This window comes from Streptomyces sp. 7R007 (assembly GCF_054850255.1).
The window spans coordinates 23,729-38,677 of sequence record NZ_JBTWMV010000029.1; the positions used below are offsets into that span (position 1 = coordinate 23,729).

The window sequence follows — 14,949 nt, forward strand, 5'->3', positions numbered from 1 at the left end:
GAAGATGACGACGACAGACACCAGCGGCGACGTCCGCCTCTCCGGTATCAGCAAGACGTACGACAACGGCTTCACCGCCGTCCAGCCGCTCGACCTGACCGTGCCCCAGGGCTCCTTCTTCGCCCTGCTCGGCGCCTCCGGCTGCGGCAAGACCACCACCCTGCGCATGATCGCCGGCCTGGAGGAGCCCACCACGGGCGCCGTCCACCTCGGCGACCAGGAGGTCACCCACCTGCCGCCGTACAAGCGCCCGGTGAACACCGTCTTCCAGTCCTACGCCCTCTTCCCGCACCTCGACATCTTCGAGAACGTCGCCTTCGGCCTGCGCCGGCGCGGCATCAAGAGCGTGAAGAAGCAGGTCGAGGAGATGCTCGACCTCGTCCAGCTCGGCGAGCAGGCGCGCAAGAAGCCGCACCAGCTCTCCGGCGGCCAGCAGCAGCGCGTCGCCGTCGCCCGCGCGCTCATCAACCACCCCAAGGTGCTCCTGCTGGACGAACCGCTCGGCGCCCTCGACCTGAAGCTGCGCCGCCAGATGCAGCTGGAGCTCAAGCGCATCCAGACCGAGGTCGGCATCACCTTCATCCACGTCACGCACGACCAGGAGGAGGCCATGACCATGGCCGACACGGTCGCCGTGATGAACGCGGGCCGCGTCGAGCAGCTCGGCTCGCCCAGCGACCTGTACGAGAACCCCGACACCACCTTCGTCGCCAACTTCCTCGGCACCTCGAACCTGATCGAGGCCGAGGTCGACACCAAGAGCGGTGACGACATCGTGCTGAAGGCCGGCGGCGGCAAGCTCGTCCTGCCCGTGGCCCGGTGTTCCGCGCCCACGACGACCGGCGGCAAGGTGCTGGTCGGGGTGCGCCCGGAGAAGATCTCCCTCACCCACGCCGACGACGCCGGCGAGATCCCCGAGGGCCGCAACCGCATCACCGGCACGATCGCCGACTCCTCCTTCATCGGCGTCTCCACGCAGTACGTCATCGACAGCCCCGTCTGTCCCGAGTTCGAGGTCTACGCCCAGAACATCGACCGCGACGCCCGCCTGGTGCCCGGCGCCGAGGTGGTCCTGCACTGGAACCCGGCGCACACCTTCGGCCTGGACGCGGCGCAGTCCCTGCTTGCTGGGACAGTGGGCTCCGCCGGTGTCGCCGAGGAGGAGGCGGTCTGATGGCGACCCTCACCGAGGCGCCCCCGCCCCTGGCGCCCGCCACACCCGAGCAGAAGCCCCCGCGCAAGAGGGGCCGCCTCACGCCGTACTGGCTGCTGCTGCCCGGCATCCTCTGGCTGCTGGTCTTCTTCGCGCTGCCGATGATCTACCAGGCCTCCACGTCCGTGCAGACGGGCTCCCTGGAGGAGGGCTACAAGGTCACCTGGCACTTCGCCACCTACTGGGACGCGCTGTCCGAGTACTGGCCGCAGTTCGTGCGCTCGGTGCTCTACGCCGCCGCCGCGACCGTGCTGTGCCTGCTGCTCGGCTACCCGCTGGCCTACCTCATCGCGTTCCGGGCGGGACGCTGGCGCAACCTGATCATGATCCTGGTGATCGCGCCCTTCTTCACCAGCTTCCTGATCCGCACCCTGGCCTGGAAGACGATCCTCGCGGACAACGGCTTCGTCGTGCACACCCTCGACAGGCTGCACGTCCTGGCCCTGACCGACTGGCTCGGCTGGACGGCCGGCGACCGCGTGCTGGCCACCCCGCTCGCCGTCGTCTGCGGTCTGACGTACAACTTCCTGCCGTTCATGATCCTGCCGCTGTACACCTCGCTGGAGCGCATCGACAGGCGGCTGCACGAGGCGGCGGGCGACCTGTACGCCAAGCCCTTCACCACCTTCCGCAAGGTCACCTTCCCGCTGTCGATGCCGGGCGTGGTCTCCGGCACGCTGCTGACCTTCATCCCGGCGGCCGGCGACTACGTCAACGCCGACCTGCTCGGCTCCACGGACACGCGGATGGTCGGAAACGTCATCCAGACACAGTTCCTGAGAATCCTCGACTACCCGACGGCCGCGGCCCTGTCGTTCATCCTCATGGCCGCGATCCTCCTCATGGTCACCCTCTACATCCGCAGGTCCGGGACGGAGGATCTGGTTTAAATGGCCTTCGTCAACTGGCTCAAGCGCCATCTCGTCGTCATCGCGGGACTGCTGACGCTCGGATACCTCCTGCTCCCGAACGTCGTCGTCACGGTGTTCTCCTTCAACAAGCCGAAGGGCCGCTTCAACTACGAGTGGCAGCAGTTCTCGCTGGACGCCTGGAAACAGCCGTGCGGGGTCGCCGACATGTGCGGCTCGCTCTCCATCAGCCTGCAGATCGCCGTCTGGGCGACGATCGGCGCCACCGTCCTCGGCACGATGATCGCCTTCGCACTGGTCCGCTACCGCTTCCGCGCCCGCGGCGCCGTCAACTCGCTGATCTTCCTGCCGATGGCGATGCCCGAGGTCGTCATGGCCGCCTCGCTGCTCACCCTGTTCCTCAACATGGGCGCGCAGCTGGGCTTCTGGACGATCCTCATCGCCCACATCATGTTCTGCCTGAGCTTCGTCGTCACCGCGGTCAAGGCCCGGGTGATGTCGATGGACCCGCGCCTGGAGCAGGCCGCGCAGGACCTCTACGCCGGCCCGGCGCAGACCTTCCTGCGGGTCACCCTGCCCATCGCCGCCCCCGGCATCGCGGCGGGCGCGCTGCTCGCCTTCGCGCTCTCCTTCGACGACTTCATCATCACCAACTTCAACGCCGGCTCGACCGTCACCTTCCCCATGTTCGTCTGGGGTTCGGCGCAGCGCGGCACGCCCGTGCAGATCAACGTCATCGGTACGGCCATGTTCCTGGTCGCCGTACTGCTGGTGCTGTCCTCCATGGTCATCGGCAACCGCCGCAACAGGCAGAAGGCATAGGCCTTTTCGGAGAAACCCTCGGTAGGGAGTTGACATCATGGCCCCAGGCGCCATGAACCGCTGGACGAAGTCTCTTTCCGACGCACAGCCGGTCCCGTACTGGCTGGAAGACCCCGGCAAGCCCCACCCCGAGCCCGCGCTCACCGCCGCCGAGACCTGCGACCTGCTGGTCGTCGGCGGCGGGTACAGCGGACTGTGGACCGCGCTGATCGCCAAGGAGCGCGACCCGCGGCGGGATGTCGTCCTGCTGGAAGGCCGCGAGGTGGGCTGGGCCGCCTCCGGCCGCAACGGCGGCTTCTGCGCCGCCTCCCTCACCCACGGCCTGCCCAACGGCCTCACCCGCTGGCCGGACGAGATCCACCGGCTTCAGGAGCTGGGCGCCCGCAACCTCGACGAGATCGAGAAGGCGGTCGCCCGGCACGGCATCGACTGCGACTTCGAGCGCACCGGCGAGATCGACGTGGCCACCGAGACGTACCAGTCCCGGGAGCTGCGCGAGTGGTACGAGCGGATGGAGCGCGAGGGCCTCGCCGAGGGCGTGGAGTTCCTGGACGCCGACGCGGTACGGGAACAGGTCGCCTCGCCGACCTTCGAGGCGGGCCTGTGGGACCGGCGGGGCGTGGCCATGCTGCACCCGGCCAAGCTGGCGTGGGGCCTGAAGCGGGCGTGCCTGCGGCTCGGTGTCCGCCTCTACGAGCACACGCCCGCCCTCACCCTGAAGCCGTACGGCGCCGGGATGGCCGTACGCACGCCGTACGGCTCCGTCCGCGCCCGCAAGGTCGCGCTCGGCACGAACGTCTTCCCGAACCTCATCCGGCGCGTACGGGCGTACACCGTCCCGGTCTACGACTACGCGCTGATGACCGAGCCGCTGACCGCCGACCAGCTGGCGTCGGTCGGCTGGAAGAACCGGCAGGGCCTCGGGGACTCGGCGAACCAGTTCCACTACTTCCGCCTCTCCGCCGACAACCGCGTCCTGTGGGGCGGTTACGACGCGGTCCACCACTACGGCGGCCGGGTGCGGGCGGAGTACGACGACCGGCCGGAGACGTACGCCAAGCTCGCCGCGCACTTCTTCACCTGCTTCCCGCAGCTGGAGGGCGTCCGCTTCACGCACGCGTGGGGCGGCGCCATCGACACCTGCTCCCGCTTCTCGGCCTTCTTCGGCACCGCCCACCACGGCAACGTCGCCTACGCGGCGGGCTACACCGGCCTCGGCGTCGGCGCCACGCGCTTCGGCGCGGAGGTGATGCTGGACCTGCTGGCGGGCGAGACGACCGAGCGCACGTCCCTGGAGATGGTCCGCACGAAGCCGCTGCCGTTCCCGCCCGAGCCGTTCGCCTGGACCGGCATCGCCCTCACCAAGTGGTCGCTGGCCCGCGCCGACGCCCACGGCGGCCGCCGCAACCTGTGGCTGCGCACGATGGACCGGCTGGGCCTCGGCTTCGACAGCTGACGCGTGATCCGGTCCGAGGTGTGATCCGGTTCACTCCAACGAGCGGTCCCAACCCGCGTAATGGACCCGGAAGACCTCCCTCTCCCCTGTGACGCGACCGCGTCGACGAGAGAAAGGGAGGTCTTCTCATGACTGGGGCGAAGACGGCGGTCGAGTGGCTGGCATCCGTTGCTCCGGATCCCGAGGCCTGCCGCCGGGAGTGGGAGCGCAACCCGCTGGGGATCGCGCTGCTGCCCGCCGGCAAGGCCTGGGACGTGCTCATCCTGCCGGGCGAGCTCGGCTACCGGACCCTCGACGTGCTGTTCCGCATCCTGGACCGGCCGGGGCCGGTCCTGGTCGACTTCGGGGACGCGCGCATGGGGTTCCTGGTGCCGCCGGGCACCGCCGCCCGCTGGATCGGCACGGGGATCCGCACGGCCGGGGCCGGCACCTGGATCGTGGTGCCCTACCCCGGCCGCTCGACCGGCGGCGTGCGCTGGCTGGTCCCGCCGGACGGGTCGGGCACGCTGACCGACCCGGCACTGCTGGAACTGGCGATGCACGAGGCGGCGGCCCAACTGGCGCGCGAGGAGCGGGAGGAGAGGGAGGAACGGGAGGAAGGCGACCGGTGAGACGCGGCAGGTCTTGACAACCGGATTGGTCTGGACCAAGTTGAGCGGGCTCCACCCTCCCCTTCCCCCAGCCCGGAGGCTCTTGTGGATCGCCGCAGACACACCAGACCCGTCCTCGCCGCGCTCACGGCCGTCCTGCTGGCCGTACCCGGCATCACCGCGCTCTCGTCGGCCGCCCGTGCGGCCGACGCGGACCTCGCGGTCAACGGCGGCTTCGAGTCGGGCCTCGACGGCTGGTCCTGCACGGCCGGCACGACGGTGAACTCGCCCGTGCACAGCGGTGCGTCGGCCCTTCAGGCGACCCCGGCCGGCAGCGACAACGCGCAGTGCGCGCAGACGGTGACCGTGCAGCCGGACTCCGCCTACACCCTGTCCGGTTACGTCCGCGGCTCCTACGTCTACCTCGGCGCGAGCGGCACCGGCACCACCGACGTCTCCACCTGGACCCAGTCCGCCCCCGACTGGCAGCGGTTGACGACGAGCTTCCGCACCGGCCCCGCCACCACCAGCGTCACGCTCTACACCCACGGCTGGTACGGCACCGGCGCCTACTACGCCGACGACGTCTCCCTCGTCGGCCCGGCCGGAAGCACCGCACAGCCCCCGGCCGCCCCCACCGGCCTCACGGCGGGCACCGTCACCTCCTCCTCCGTCGCCCTGTCCTGGTCCGCGGTCACCGGCGCCACGAGCTACGCCGTCTACCGCGACGGCGCCAAGGTGCAGACGGTGACCGGCACGTCGGCCACCGTGACCGGCCTGGCCGCGTCCACCGCGTACGGCTTCCAGGTCACCGCCGTGAACACCGCCGGCGAGTCCGCGAAGTCGGCCGCCGTCACCGCCACCACCACGGCCGGCTCCTCCGGCGGCACCTCGGACCTGCCCGCCCACGCCCTGGTCGGCTACCTCCACGCGAGCTTCGCCAACGGCTCCGGCTACACCCGCCTGGCCGACGTCCCCGACAGCTGGGACGTCATCGACCTGGCCTTCGGCGAGCCGACCTCCGCCACCTCCGGCGACATCCGCTTCACCCGGTGTCCCGTCACCGAATGCCCGAACGCCGAGTCCGACGCCGACTTCAAGGCGGCGATCAAGGCCAAGCAGGCGGCCGGCAAGAAGGTGCTCATCTCGATCGGCGGCCAGAACGGTCAGGTCCAGCTCACCACCACCGCGGCCCGCGACGCCTTCGTCTCCTCCGTCTCGAACATCATCGACACCTACGGCCTCGACGGCCTGGACATCGACTTCGAAGGCCACTCCCTGTCCCTGAACGCCGACGACACGGACTTCAGGAACCCGACGACACCGGTGATCGTCAACCTCATCTCGGCGCTGAAGACCCTGAAGGCGAAGTACGGTCCGAAGTTCGTGCTGACCATGGCACCGGAGACCTTCTTCGTGCAGATGGGCTACCAGTACTACGGCACCGGCAAGTGGGGCGGCCAGGATCCGCGCTGCGGGGCCTACCTCCCCGTCATCCACGCCCTGCGCGACGACCTGACCCTGCTGCACGTCCAGGACTACAACTCGGGCCCGATCATGGGCCTGGACAACCAGTACCACTCCATGGGCGGCGCCGACTTCCACATCGCCATGACCGACATGCTCCTGACCGGCTTCCCGGTGGCCGGCGACACCAGCAGGGTCTTCCCGGCGCTGCGCCCCGACCAGGTCGCGATCGGCATGCCGGCGTCGGTCAACGCGGGCAACGGCTACGTGGCCCCGGCCGAGGTCACCAAGGCCCTGGACTGTCTGACGAAGCGGACGAACTGCGGGTCGTACGCCACCCACGGGACCTGGCCCGCGCTGCGGGGTCTGATGACGTGGTCGGTGAACTGGGACCGCTACGCGAACTGGGAGTTCCAGAAGAACTTCGACGCGTACTTCGGCTGAGCACCAGGAACAGTCCGGTGAGCAGCACCGTGCACAGACACCAGCTCGCCGCCACGTCCAGCGGCCAGTGCCAGCCGCGGCGCACCAGGCCGAAGCCGACGCCCAGGTTGACCACGGCACAGGCGATCAGCAGCTCGCGGCGGGCGTACGCGGAGCGCAGCCAGGGGAGGAGGAGCATCGTCGAGGAGCCGTAGGCGATCGAGGCGGTGGCCGTGTGGCCGGAGGGGTAGTAGCCGGTGCCGGGGCCCACGACGGGGGTGCCCGGGCGGTCGGTCAGCTCCTTCAGGGGGACGACCAGGGCCGGGACCAGCGCCATCAGCACGGCCGCCGCGAGGGGCGGCAGCCACCAGCGGTCCAGTCCGGCCGTGCGGCCCCGCCAGGCGACGTATCCCAGGACGAGTGCGAGCACGGGCACCGCGACGGTGACGTTGCCCAGGTCGGACAGGAGCGCGGAGAAGCGGTCCGGGTGGACGAGCGCGCGGCTCAGCCGCTCGTCCGCGCGCAGCAGCGGGCCTTCGGCGACGACCTGCCAGGTGATCAGCGCGAAGAGGAGGGCCGGAAGCCCGAGGAGGAGGACGGGGAGCGTTCGCTGGAGATCCCGGGCCGGAGAAACGGACATGAGGGACAGCCTGTCATGTCCGGTCGCAGGCCGGGCGCGAGAACGAGGAGGAGAAGGAGGCCGGCCGCCCCGGAACAGGGGGGGTGGTTCCGAGGCGGCCGATCGGATCGGATCGACGCCCACCCCGGGGGGTTTGGGGCGGGCGACTGTCCGATCGGTGAGGAGATCCGGAGCCTAGGGCCCCGGTTGTGTGCGCGAGGGCACGACCAGGTCGAAGCTGGGGAGGCCCCGGCCTGTTGCCGCCCACAGTCCCCTGTGGGCGGGTGTATCTCTCATCTGGGTAGAACCTACGGCAGCCGGGGGACCGGCGACAGCCGGATTCCCCTCCCGCCATCCACCTCGCACACGTTCTTCACACGGCCTGACAACGACCGCCCCAGCCGCGGAAATCCGGGCGGCGCGGCCGTCGGTTCAGATCCGGGTGAAGGCCTGCTCGATGATGTCGAGGCCCTCGTTGAGGAGGTCCTCGCCGATGACGAGCGGGGGCAGGAAGCGCAGGACGTTGCCGTAGGTGCCGCAGGTCAGGACCAGCAGGCCCTCCTGGTGGCAGGCCTTGGCCAGCGCGGCGGTCGCCTCCGGGTTCGGCTCCTTGGTGGTGCGGTCCTTCACCAGCTCGATGGCGATCATCGCGCCGCGTCCCCGCACGTCGCCGATGACGTCGAACTTCTCGGCCATGGCGGTCAGGCGGCCCTTCATGACCTCCTCGATGCGCCGGGCCCTGCCGTTGAGGTCGAGCTCCTTCATGGTCTCGATGGCGCCGAGGGCACCGGCGCAGGCGACGGGGTTGCCGCCGTAGGTGCCGCCCAGGCCGCCGGCGTGGGCGGCGTCCATGATCTCGGCGCGCCCGGTGACCGCGGCGAGCGGCAGACCGCCCGCGATGCCCTTCGCCGTCGTGATCAGGTCCGGGACGATCCCCTCGTCCTCACACGCGAACCACTGCCCGGTACGGCAGAAGCCGCTCTGGATCTCGTCGGCGACGAAGACGATGCCGTTGTCGGCGGCGAACTTCCGGATGGCCGGCAGGAAGCCCTTGGCGGGCTCGATGAAGCCGCCCTCGCCGAGCACCGGCTCGATGATGATCGCGGCGACGTTGTCCGGGCCGACCTGCTTGGTGATCTGGTCGACGGCCTGGGCGGCGGCCTCGGGGCCGGCGTTCTCCGGGCCGGTCGGCCAGCGGTAGCCGTAGGCCACGGGCACCCGGTACACCTCGGGGGCGAAGGGGCCGAAGCCGTGCTTGTAGGGCATGTTCTTGGCGGTGAGCGCCATGGTGAGGTTGGTGCGCCCGTGGTAGCCGTGGTCGAACACGACGACGGCCTGCCGCTTGGTGTACGCCCGGGCGATCTTGACGGCGTTCTCGACGGCCTCGGCGCCGGAGTTGAACAGGGCGCTCTTCTTGGCGTGGTCACCGGGGGTCAGCTCGGCCAGCGCCTCGGCGACCGCCACGTAGCCCTCGTACGGGGTGACCATGAAACACGTGTGGGTGAAGTCGGCGAGCTGAGCGGACGCGCGGCGGACGACGGCCTCGGCGGACGCGCCGACGGACGTCACGGCGATGCCGGAGCCGAAGTCGATCAGCCGGTTGCCGTCGACGTCCTCGATGATGCCGCCGCCCGCGCGCGCGGTGAACACGGGCAGCACGGAGCCCACGCCCTGCGCGACCGCGGCGGTACGGCGGGCCTGCAGCTCCTGCGACTTCGGCCCGGGAATGGCGGTGACGATCCGACGCTCCTGCGGAAGTGCGCTCATGGGGGGCTCCTGGGGGAATTGCGGTTTCTTACGTTCTTTTCCCGCAGGCTAGGACGGGCGGAGGGGGCTGGGCATGCTCCATGTGGGCGTTTTCGCTGGGGCGGGTTGTCCGTGGTGGACATGGCGCCCTCCGCGAGCCCCGGCCATGCAGCGGTGAACTCCCCGTGAGAGGGCGTTAGATTGACCGCTGAAGGTGCAGGGAACGGCAGGTCAGGGAGCGAGGGTGATGGACGGCGACGGGACGCAGGACGCGCGGGGTACGCATGCGAACCCTGTGCCGCGGGCACGCTCCGCTGTTCCCCCCAGGCCCACGGAAGCCCCCTCGGTACCGCCCCGCCCGGACGGCTCGGCGTTCCTGGCCTGGCTCCGGGCACCGCGCCCGGAGGCGCTGCCCGGAGTGTGGCGGTTCGGGCACCGGCCCCGGGCGGACGAGGAGCCCGAACTCGTCCCCGCCCGCCAGCTGATCAGCGGCGCGCTGATCGCGTTCCTCGTGGGCTGGCTGATCTGGTCCCTGCTGTGGAACGGCTACCTCGGCGGCTGGTGGCTGCTGCCGCTGTACGCGATGATCCCCGACTCCTGGGCCGAGCCCCACAGCTTCGGGGCCGTCGTGGTGGTCTACGCCTACTACGTGCTGATCGCCCTCGTCATCATGATCGGCGTCGGTCGCCTGGGCCGCTGGGGCGAGATCTGGCGCCGCTACGGTCCCCCCGCCTGGCGCCCGGCCACCCCCCGCGCCGAACGCCCCCCGGCCCCCGACCAGGACCCCGCCGAATGGCCCCACCTCCGGGCCGCCGGAGCCGTTGACGCTGCTGAGCGGCTGGCTGCCGAGGCCCGGGCCGGGGTGATGCGGGACGTCGATCACGCGCGGATCACCCGGGCCTGGCAGGGCGTCCGCAGCGGCCGGCACGCTCTCGCCGCGTTCACCGGCGCCGTGCTCAAGGACGGCGCCGCCGCCTGCCTGCACCCCTCCGGCGCCCGCGACCTGCCCGCCCGTATCGCCCGCCACGACCTGCTCACCGGCCAGGTACGGCTCGGCACCACCGCCGACGACCCCCGCAACCCCTACGCCTACCGCGGCGCCGGCCTCGGCCTCGGCCCCGACCTGCTCGGCACCTCCCTGCTCGCCGTCGGCCCGGCCGGTTCCGGCAAGACCGGCACCGTGGTGCGCCCGCTCGCCGAGTCGCTGTGCCTGCACGCCCTCGCCGGACGGGCCGCGGTCGTCGTGGTCGGCGCGGCGGGCGCGGGGCTCGGACCGGCCGACGCCTACGACGTCGTCGTACGCATCGGACATCCGGACTCCGTCTACGACCTGGACCTGTACGGCGGCACCGACGACCCCGACGAGGCCGCCGCCGTCCTCGCCGAAGCCCTGGTCGGAGACCTCGCCGACCCGCACCCCGGCAGCGACGGCCGCCGCTCGACGACCGTGCTCGCCCAGCTGCTCGGACCGTTCCGCGCGGTCCACGGCCGCTTCCCCTCCGTACCGGAGCTGCGGCACCTGCTCGACGGCGCGCCCGAACCGCTGCGCGAGCTGCGCGCGGCGCTGCAGGGCTCCGGGCAGGAGTCGCTGATCAGGGAGCTGGACGCGCGGGAACGGCAGTCGGGCCACCCGGGCGACGTCGCGGCCGTGCTCGCCGACCGCGTCGCCCTGCTCGACCGGCCCGCCTTCGCCGGGTTCTTCGACACCTCGGGACAGTCCACGCCCTTCTCGCTCAAGGCCCTGGACCACCCCGTCCGGGTCCGTGTCGACCTGCCCGAACGCGGCCACGCCGACGCCTCCCGCATGCTGGCCCGGCTGGTCCTCGCACAGTTCACGGCGAGCGTGGCGGTACGGGAGGACCGGTCGCTGTTCGCCTGCCTGGTGCTGGACGACGCGACCGGCGTCGTCACCCCGGAGGCGGTGCGCGGCATCCAGCGGCTGCGGTCGGCGAACGCCGGCGTCGTGCTGACCCTGCGCACCCTGGACGACGTGGCCAGGCCCCTGCGCGGCCCGCTGCTGGGCGCCGTCGGCTGCCGTATGGCCCTGTCCGGGCTCACCCCCTGGGACGGGCAGGACTTCGCCGAGGTGTGGGGCAAGGAGTGGACCGAGACCCGGGACGTCACCGACCGGCAGATCATCGCCGAGACCCCGGCCGGGAAGGCGGTGCACATGCTGCGCCGGGTGATCACCGGCAAGGCGCCCACCGCACGGGCGGTGACCGTCCGGCAGGTCGAGCGGGAACGCTGGTCCGCCTCCGAGCTGGCGCACGGCGTCCCGCCGGGGCACGCGGTGCTGTCCCTGACCACCGTGCGCGGCGAGCACGCGCCGCCCCTGCTGGTCGACCTGAGGGGCTGAGCCACGACCGTACGGTGAGGCAGAATCGGCACAGGCCGTTCATACGCGGCGGCCAAATGATCACGCCGATCACACAGCCCACACAGAAGGCCTCATGCCCCCCACCCTCGCCTCGCTCGTCCACCACTCGGCGCTGAAGCTGACCGTGCGCGCGGGCGAGGACCGCCTGGACGTCCCCGTCCGCTGGGCCCACGTCAGCGAGCTCGCCGACCCCGTCCCCTACATGGAGGGCGGCGAACTCCTGCTGATCACCGCGCTGAAACTGGACGCGGAGGATCCGCAGACGATGCGCCGGTATGTGAAGCGGCTGGTCGGCGCGGGCGTGGTGGGGCTCGGCTTCGCCGTCGGCGTCAACTACGAGGAGATCCCGAAGGCCCTGGTCGACGCGGCCGAGGAGGAGGGCCTGCCGCTGCTGGAGGTGCCGCGCCGCACCCCCTTCCTCGCCATCAGCAAGGCCGTCTCCGCGGCGATCGCGGCCGACCAGTACCGGGCGGTGACGGCGGGCTTCGCCGCCCAGCGCGAACTGACCCGGCACGCGCTGACCGACGGCCCGGAGGGGCTGCTGGCCGCGCTCGCCGCCCAGGTGGACGGGTGGGCGGCGCTGTACGACGCCTCGGGCACCGTCGTCGCCGCGGCACCGGAGTGGGCGGGCCGCAGGGCCGCGCGGCTCACGGCGGACGTGGAGCGGCTGCGCGAGCGCCCGGCGCCCGCGTCCTCCGTGGTGGGCGGCCCGGACCACGAGGACCGCGTCGAGCTGCACTCCCTGGGCACCGGCCGGCGCCCGCGGGCCGCCCTGGCGGTGGGCACGGCGGCCGCCCTCGGCACGGCGGAGCGGTACGCGGTCCACTCGGCGATCGCGCTGCTGACGCTCACCACGGAGCGGTCCCGGTCGCTGCACGCCGCCGAGCAGCGCCTCGGCGCGGCGGTGCTGCGGATGCTGCTCGCCGGGGAGCCGGACCACGCGCGTGCCGTCGCCGGCGACCTGTACGGCAGCCTGCTGGACGCGCCGTTCCGGGTGATCGTCGCCGAGTCGGCCCCGGCGCCGGCGGCGAGCCTGGTGGGCGCCCCGGCCGCCCGCGGCACGTCCGCCGCGCCCGCCGCCGACGCCGGCCGGGGCGATCCGCTCGCGGCCCTCGCCGAGTCCGTGGAGTCGGCCGCCGCGCGCGCCGGGGAGGCCGTGCTGGTGGTGCCGGAGCGGGAGCGGCTGGTGGTGCTGGCGGCGGACGAGGGCGCCGCGGTCGCCGCCTGCGCGGATCACGCGGCGGCCCTGGAGGCGGCGCGCGCGGGGACGGCACGGGAGCAGGCGGGCGGCGAGGAGGACGAACTCGTCGTCGGCGTCTCGGCGCCGTCCGGGCCGATCGCGGCCGCGGCGGCGTACAAGCAGGCCGAGCAGGCGGTGTCGGTGGCCCGGCGGCGCGGGCGGGTGTTCGTCGAGCACGAGCAGCTGGTGTCCGGGTCCGTGCTGCCCCTGCTGGCCGACGACGCGGTCAAGGCGTTCGCGGACGGGCTGCTGCGGCCGCTGTACGAGCACGACGCGACCGGCCGCGGCGACCTGGTGGCGTCGCTGCGGGCCTGGCTGTCGCGGCACGGGCAGTGGGACGCGGCCGCCGCCGACCTGGGCGTGCACCGGCACACCCTGCGCTACCGGATGCGGCGCGTGGAGGAGATCCTCGGCCGCTCCCTGGACGACCCGGACGTCCGGATGGAGCTGTGGCTGGCGCTGAAGGCGACGTCGACGCAACCGGCGGCGTCGTAGGACAAAGCGGAGCACGCCCAGCGCCCACCACTCCGCCCAGGACAAACGCGCGGGCGCCGCCGCCCCCCTACGGTGGACCCGAAACCCCTGTTCACCCCTATGCGGAAGGGCCGGAACCAGCACATGACTTCCACCACCGCCTTCTGGCTCGCCGGCCGCCAGGTCACCGGCGAGGACACCTTCGACGTCACCTCCCCGTGGGACGGCCGGCTCGTCGGCAAGGTCAGCGTGCCCACCGACGCCCAGGTGGAGGAGGCGATCGCCGCCGCCCACGCCGTCCGCGAGGAGTTCGCCGCCACCCCCGCCCACGTCCGCGCCGCCGCCCTCGACCACGTCAGCCGGCGTCTCGTGGAGCGCACCGAGGAGATCGCCCGGCTGATCTCCGCCGAGAACGGCAAGCCGATCAAGTGGGCGCGCGGCGAGGTCGGCCGCGCCGTCTCCGTGTTCCGGTTCGCCGCGGAGGAGGCCCGCCGGTTCAACAGCGGCGAGGCCCAGCGCCTCGACACCGACCTCGGCGGCCAGGGGCGCCTCGCGCTCACCCGCCGGTTCCCCAAGGGTGTCGTCCTCGGCATCGCGCCCTTCAACTTCCCGCTCAACCTGTGCGCCCACAAGGTCGCCCCGGCGATCGCGGCTGGCGCGCCGATCATCCTCAAGCCGGCGCCCGCGACCCCGCTCTCCGGCCTGGTCATCGGCGACCTGCTCGCCGAGACCGAGCTGCCGGCCGGCTCCTGGAGCATCCTCCCGGTCGCCAACGACCGCATGCCCGCCCTGGTCCAGGACGAGCGGCTGCCGGTCATCTCCTTCACCGGTTCCGAGAAGGTCGGCTACGCGATCATGGACTCGGTGCCGCGCAAGCACTGCACCCTGGAGCTCGGCGGCAACGGCGCGGCCGTCGTCCTCGGCGACTACGCCTCCGACGCCGACCTCGACTGGGCGGCCACCCGCATCGCCACCTTCTCCAACTACCAGGGCGGCCAGTCCTGCATCTCCGTGCAGCGGGTCATCGCCGACGCGTCGGTGTACGACCGCCTGCTGCCGCGCATCGTCGCCGCCGTCGAGGCCCAGGTCACCGGCGACCCGAGCGACGACGAGACCGACGTCGGCCCGCTGGTCAGCGAGGACGCCGCCCGGCGCGTCGAGGCGTGGGTGGACGAGGCCGTCTCCGCGGGCGCCCAGCTCCTCACCGGCGGCAAGCGGGACGGCGCCTCCTACGCGCCGACCGTCCTCACCGACGTGCCGGCCGGCACCACGATCTCCTGCGAGGAGGTCTTCGGACCCGTCCTCACGGTGCAGAAGGTGAACGGCGAGGCGGAGGCGTTCGCCGCCGTCAACGACTCCAAGTACGGCCTCCAGGCGGGCGTGTTCACCCACGACCTGCAGGCCGCCTTCCGCGCCCACCGCGCCCTGGAGGTCGGCGGTGTCGTCATCGGCGACGTCCCCTCCTACCGCGCCGACCAGATGCCGTACGGCGGCGCCAAGCAGTCGGGTGTGGGCCGCGAGGGCGTGAAGTTCGCGATGGACGACTACACCTACGAGCGGGTGCTGGTGCTCACCGGACTCGCGCTCTGAGCGAGCGTCTCCCGAAGGGGCCTGGCAGCGGAGTACTCCGCCGCCAGGCCCCTTCTTCCCTCG

General features: G+C 72.1%; 10 protein-coding genes and 1 pseudogene. 9 read left to right on the forward strand and 2 right to left on the reverse strand.

Translation table 11 applies throughout. The annotated features are described in order from the left end of the window. Window positions 1–4: 4 nt before the first annotated feature. From ACYF6T_RS30535 to ACYF6T_RS30560, 6 genes are all read left to right on the forward strand, one after another. Window positions 5–1,174, forward strand: coding sequence for an ABC transporter ATP-binding protein (locus ACYF6T_RS30535; RefSeq protein ID WP_461700484.1), 1,170 nt, complete (start codon window positions 5–7; stop codon window positions 1,172–1,174). Beyond that, entirely contained in the window at window positions 1,174–2,103 is a 930-nt protein-coding gene (locus ACYF6T_RS30540; RefSeq protein ID WP_461700485.1) for an ABC transporter permease, read from the forward strand. The genes ACYF6T_RS30535 and ACYF6T_RS30540 overlap by 1 nt, the downstream gene beginning before the upstream one ends. Further along, the gene (locus tag ACYF6T_RS30545; protein WP_461700486.1) at window positions 2,104–2,904 is read left to right on the forward strand and encodes an ABC transporter permease; all 801 of its coding nucleotides are present in this window, start codon (window positions 2,104–2,106) and stop codon (window positions 2,902–2,904) included. 37 nt (window positions 2,905–2,941) lie between these two features. Next, the gene (locus ACYF6T_RS30550; protein WP_461700487.1) at window positions 2,942–4,360 is read left to right on the forward strand and encodes an NAD(P)/FAD-dependent oxidoreductase; all 1,419 of its coding nucleotides are present in this window, start codon (window positions 2,942–2,944) and stop codon (window positions 4,358–4,360) included. Window positions 4,361–4,488: 128 nt separating this feature from the next. Next, the gene (locus tag ACYF6T_RS30555; RefSeq protein ID WP_461700488.1) at window positions 4,489–4,971 is read left to right on the forward strand and encodes a bifunctional DNA primase/polymerase; all 483 of its coding nucleotides are present in this window, start codon (window positions 4,489–4,491) and stop codon (window positions 4,969–4,971) included. An 84-nt stretch (window positions 4,972–5,055) separates the two neighbouring features. Further along, window positions 5,056–6,861 carry a chitinase gene (locus ACYF6T_RS30560; protein ID WP_461700489.1) on the forward strand — a complete coding sequence of 602 codons (1,806 nt, stop codon included), beginning with the start codon at window positions 5,056–5,058 and terminating at the stop codon, window positions 6,859–6,861. 49 nt (window positions 6,862–6,910) lie between these two features. Here the strand turns inward: ACYF6T_RS30560 and ACYF6T_RS30565 are convergent. Beyond that, window positions 6,911–7,480 (reverse strand): annotated as a pseudogene (locus ACYF6T_RS30565) (phosphatase PAP2 family protein); the annotation flags it as partial. A gap of 411 nt (window positions 7,481–7,891) precedes the next feature. Further along, window positions 7,892–9,226, reverse strand: a complete 1,335-nt coding sequence (gene gabT, locus ACYF6T_RS30570) for a 4-aminobutyrate--2-oxoglutarate transaminase (RefSeq protein ID WP_461700490.1) — start codon at window positions 9,224–9,226, stop codon at window positions 7,892–7,894. A gap of 226 nt (window positions 9,227–9,452) precedes the next feature. Between gabT and ACYF6T_RS30575 the strand changes: the two genes are divergently transcribed. The 3 genes from ACYF6T_RS30575 to ACYF6T_RS30585 all read left to right on the forward strand — a co-directional run bounded on the left by ACYF6T_RS30575 (window position 9,453) and on the right by ACYF6T_RS30585 (window position 14,886). Beyond that, window positions 9,453–11,561, forward strand: a complete 2,109-nt coding sequence (locus ACYF6T_RS30575; RefSeq protein WP_461700491.1) for an ATP-binding protein — start codon at window positions 9,453–9,455, stop codon at window positions 11,559–11,561. A gap of 94 nt (window positions 11,562–11,655) precedes the next feature. Further along, window positions 11,656–13,317, forward strand: a complete 1,662-nt coding sequence (locus tag ACYF6T_RS30580) for a PucR family transcriptional regulator (RefSeq protein WP_461700492.1) — start codon at window positions 11,656–11,658, stop codon at window positions 13,315–13,317. Window positions 13,318–13,440: 123 nt separating this feature from the next. Next, on the forward strand, window positions 13,441–14,886 hold the full coding sequence (locus ACYF6T_RS30585) for an aldehyde dehydrogenase family protein (RefSeq protein ID WP_461700493.1): 1,446 nt from the start codon (window positions 13,441–13,443) through the stop codon (window positions 14,884–14,886). The last annotated feature ends 63 nt before the right edge of the window (window positions 14,887–14,949 follow it).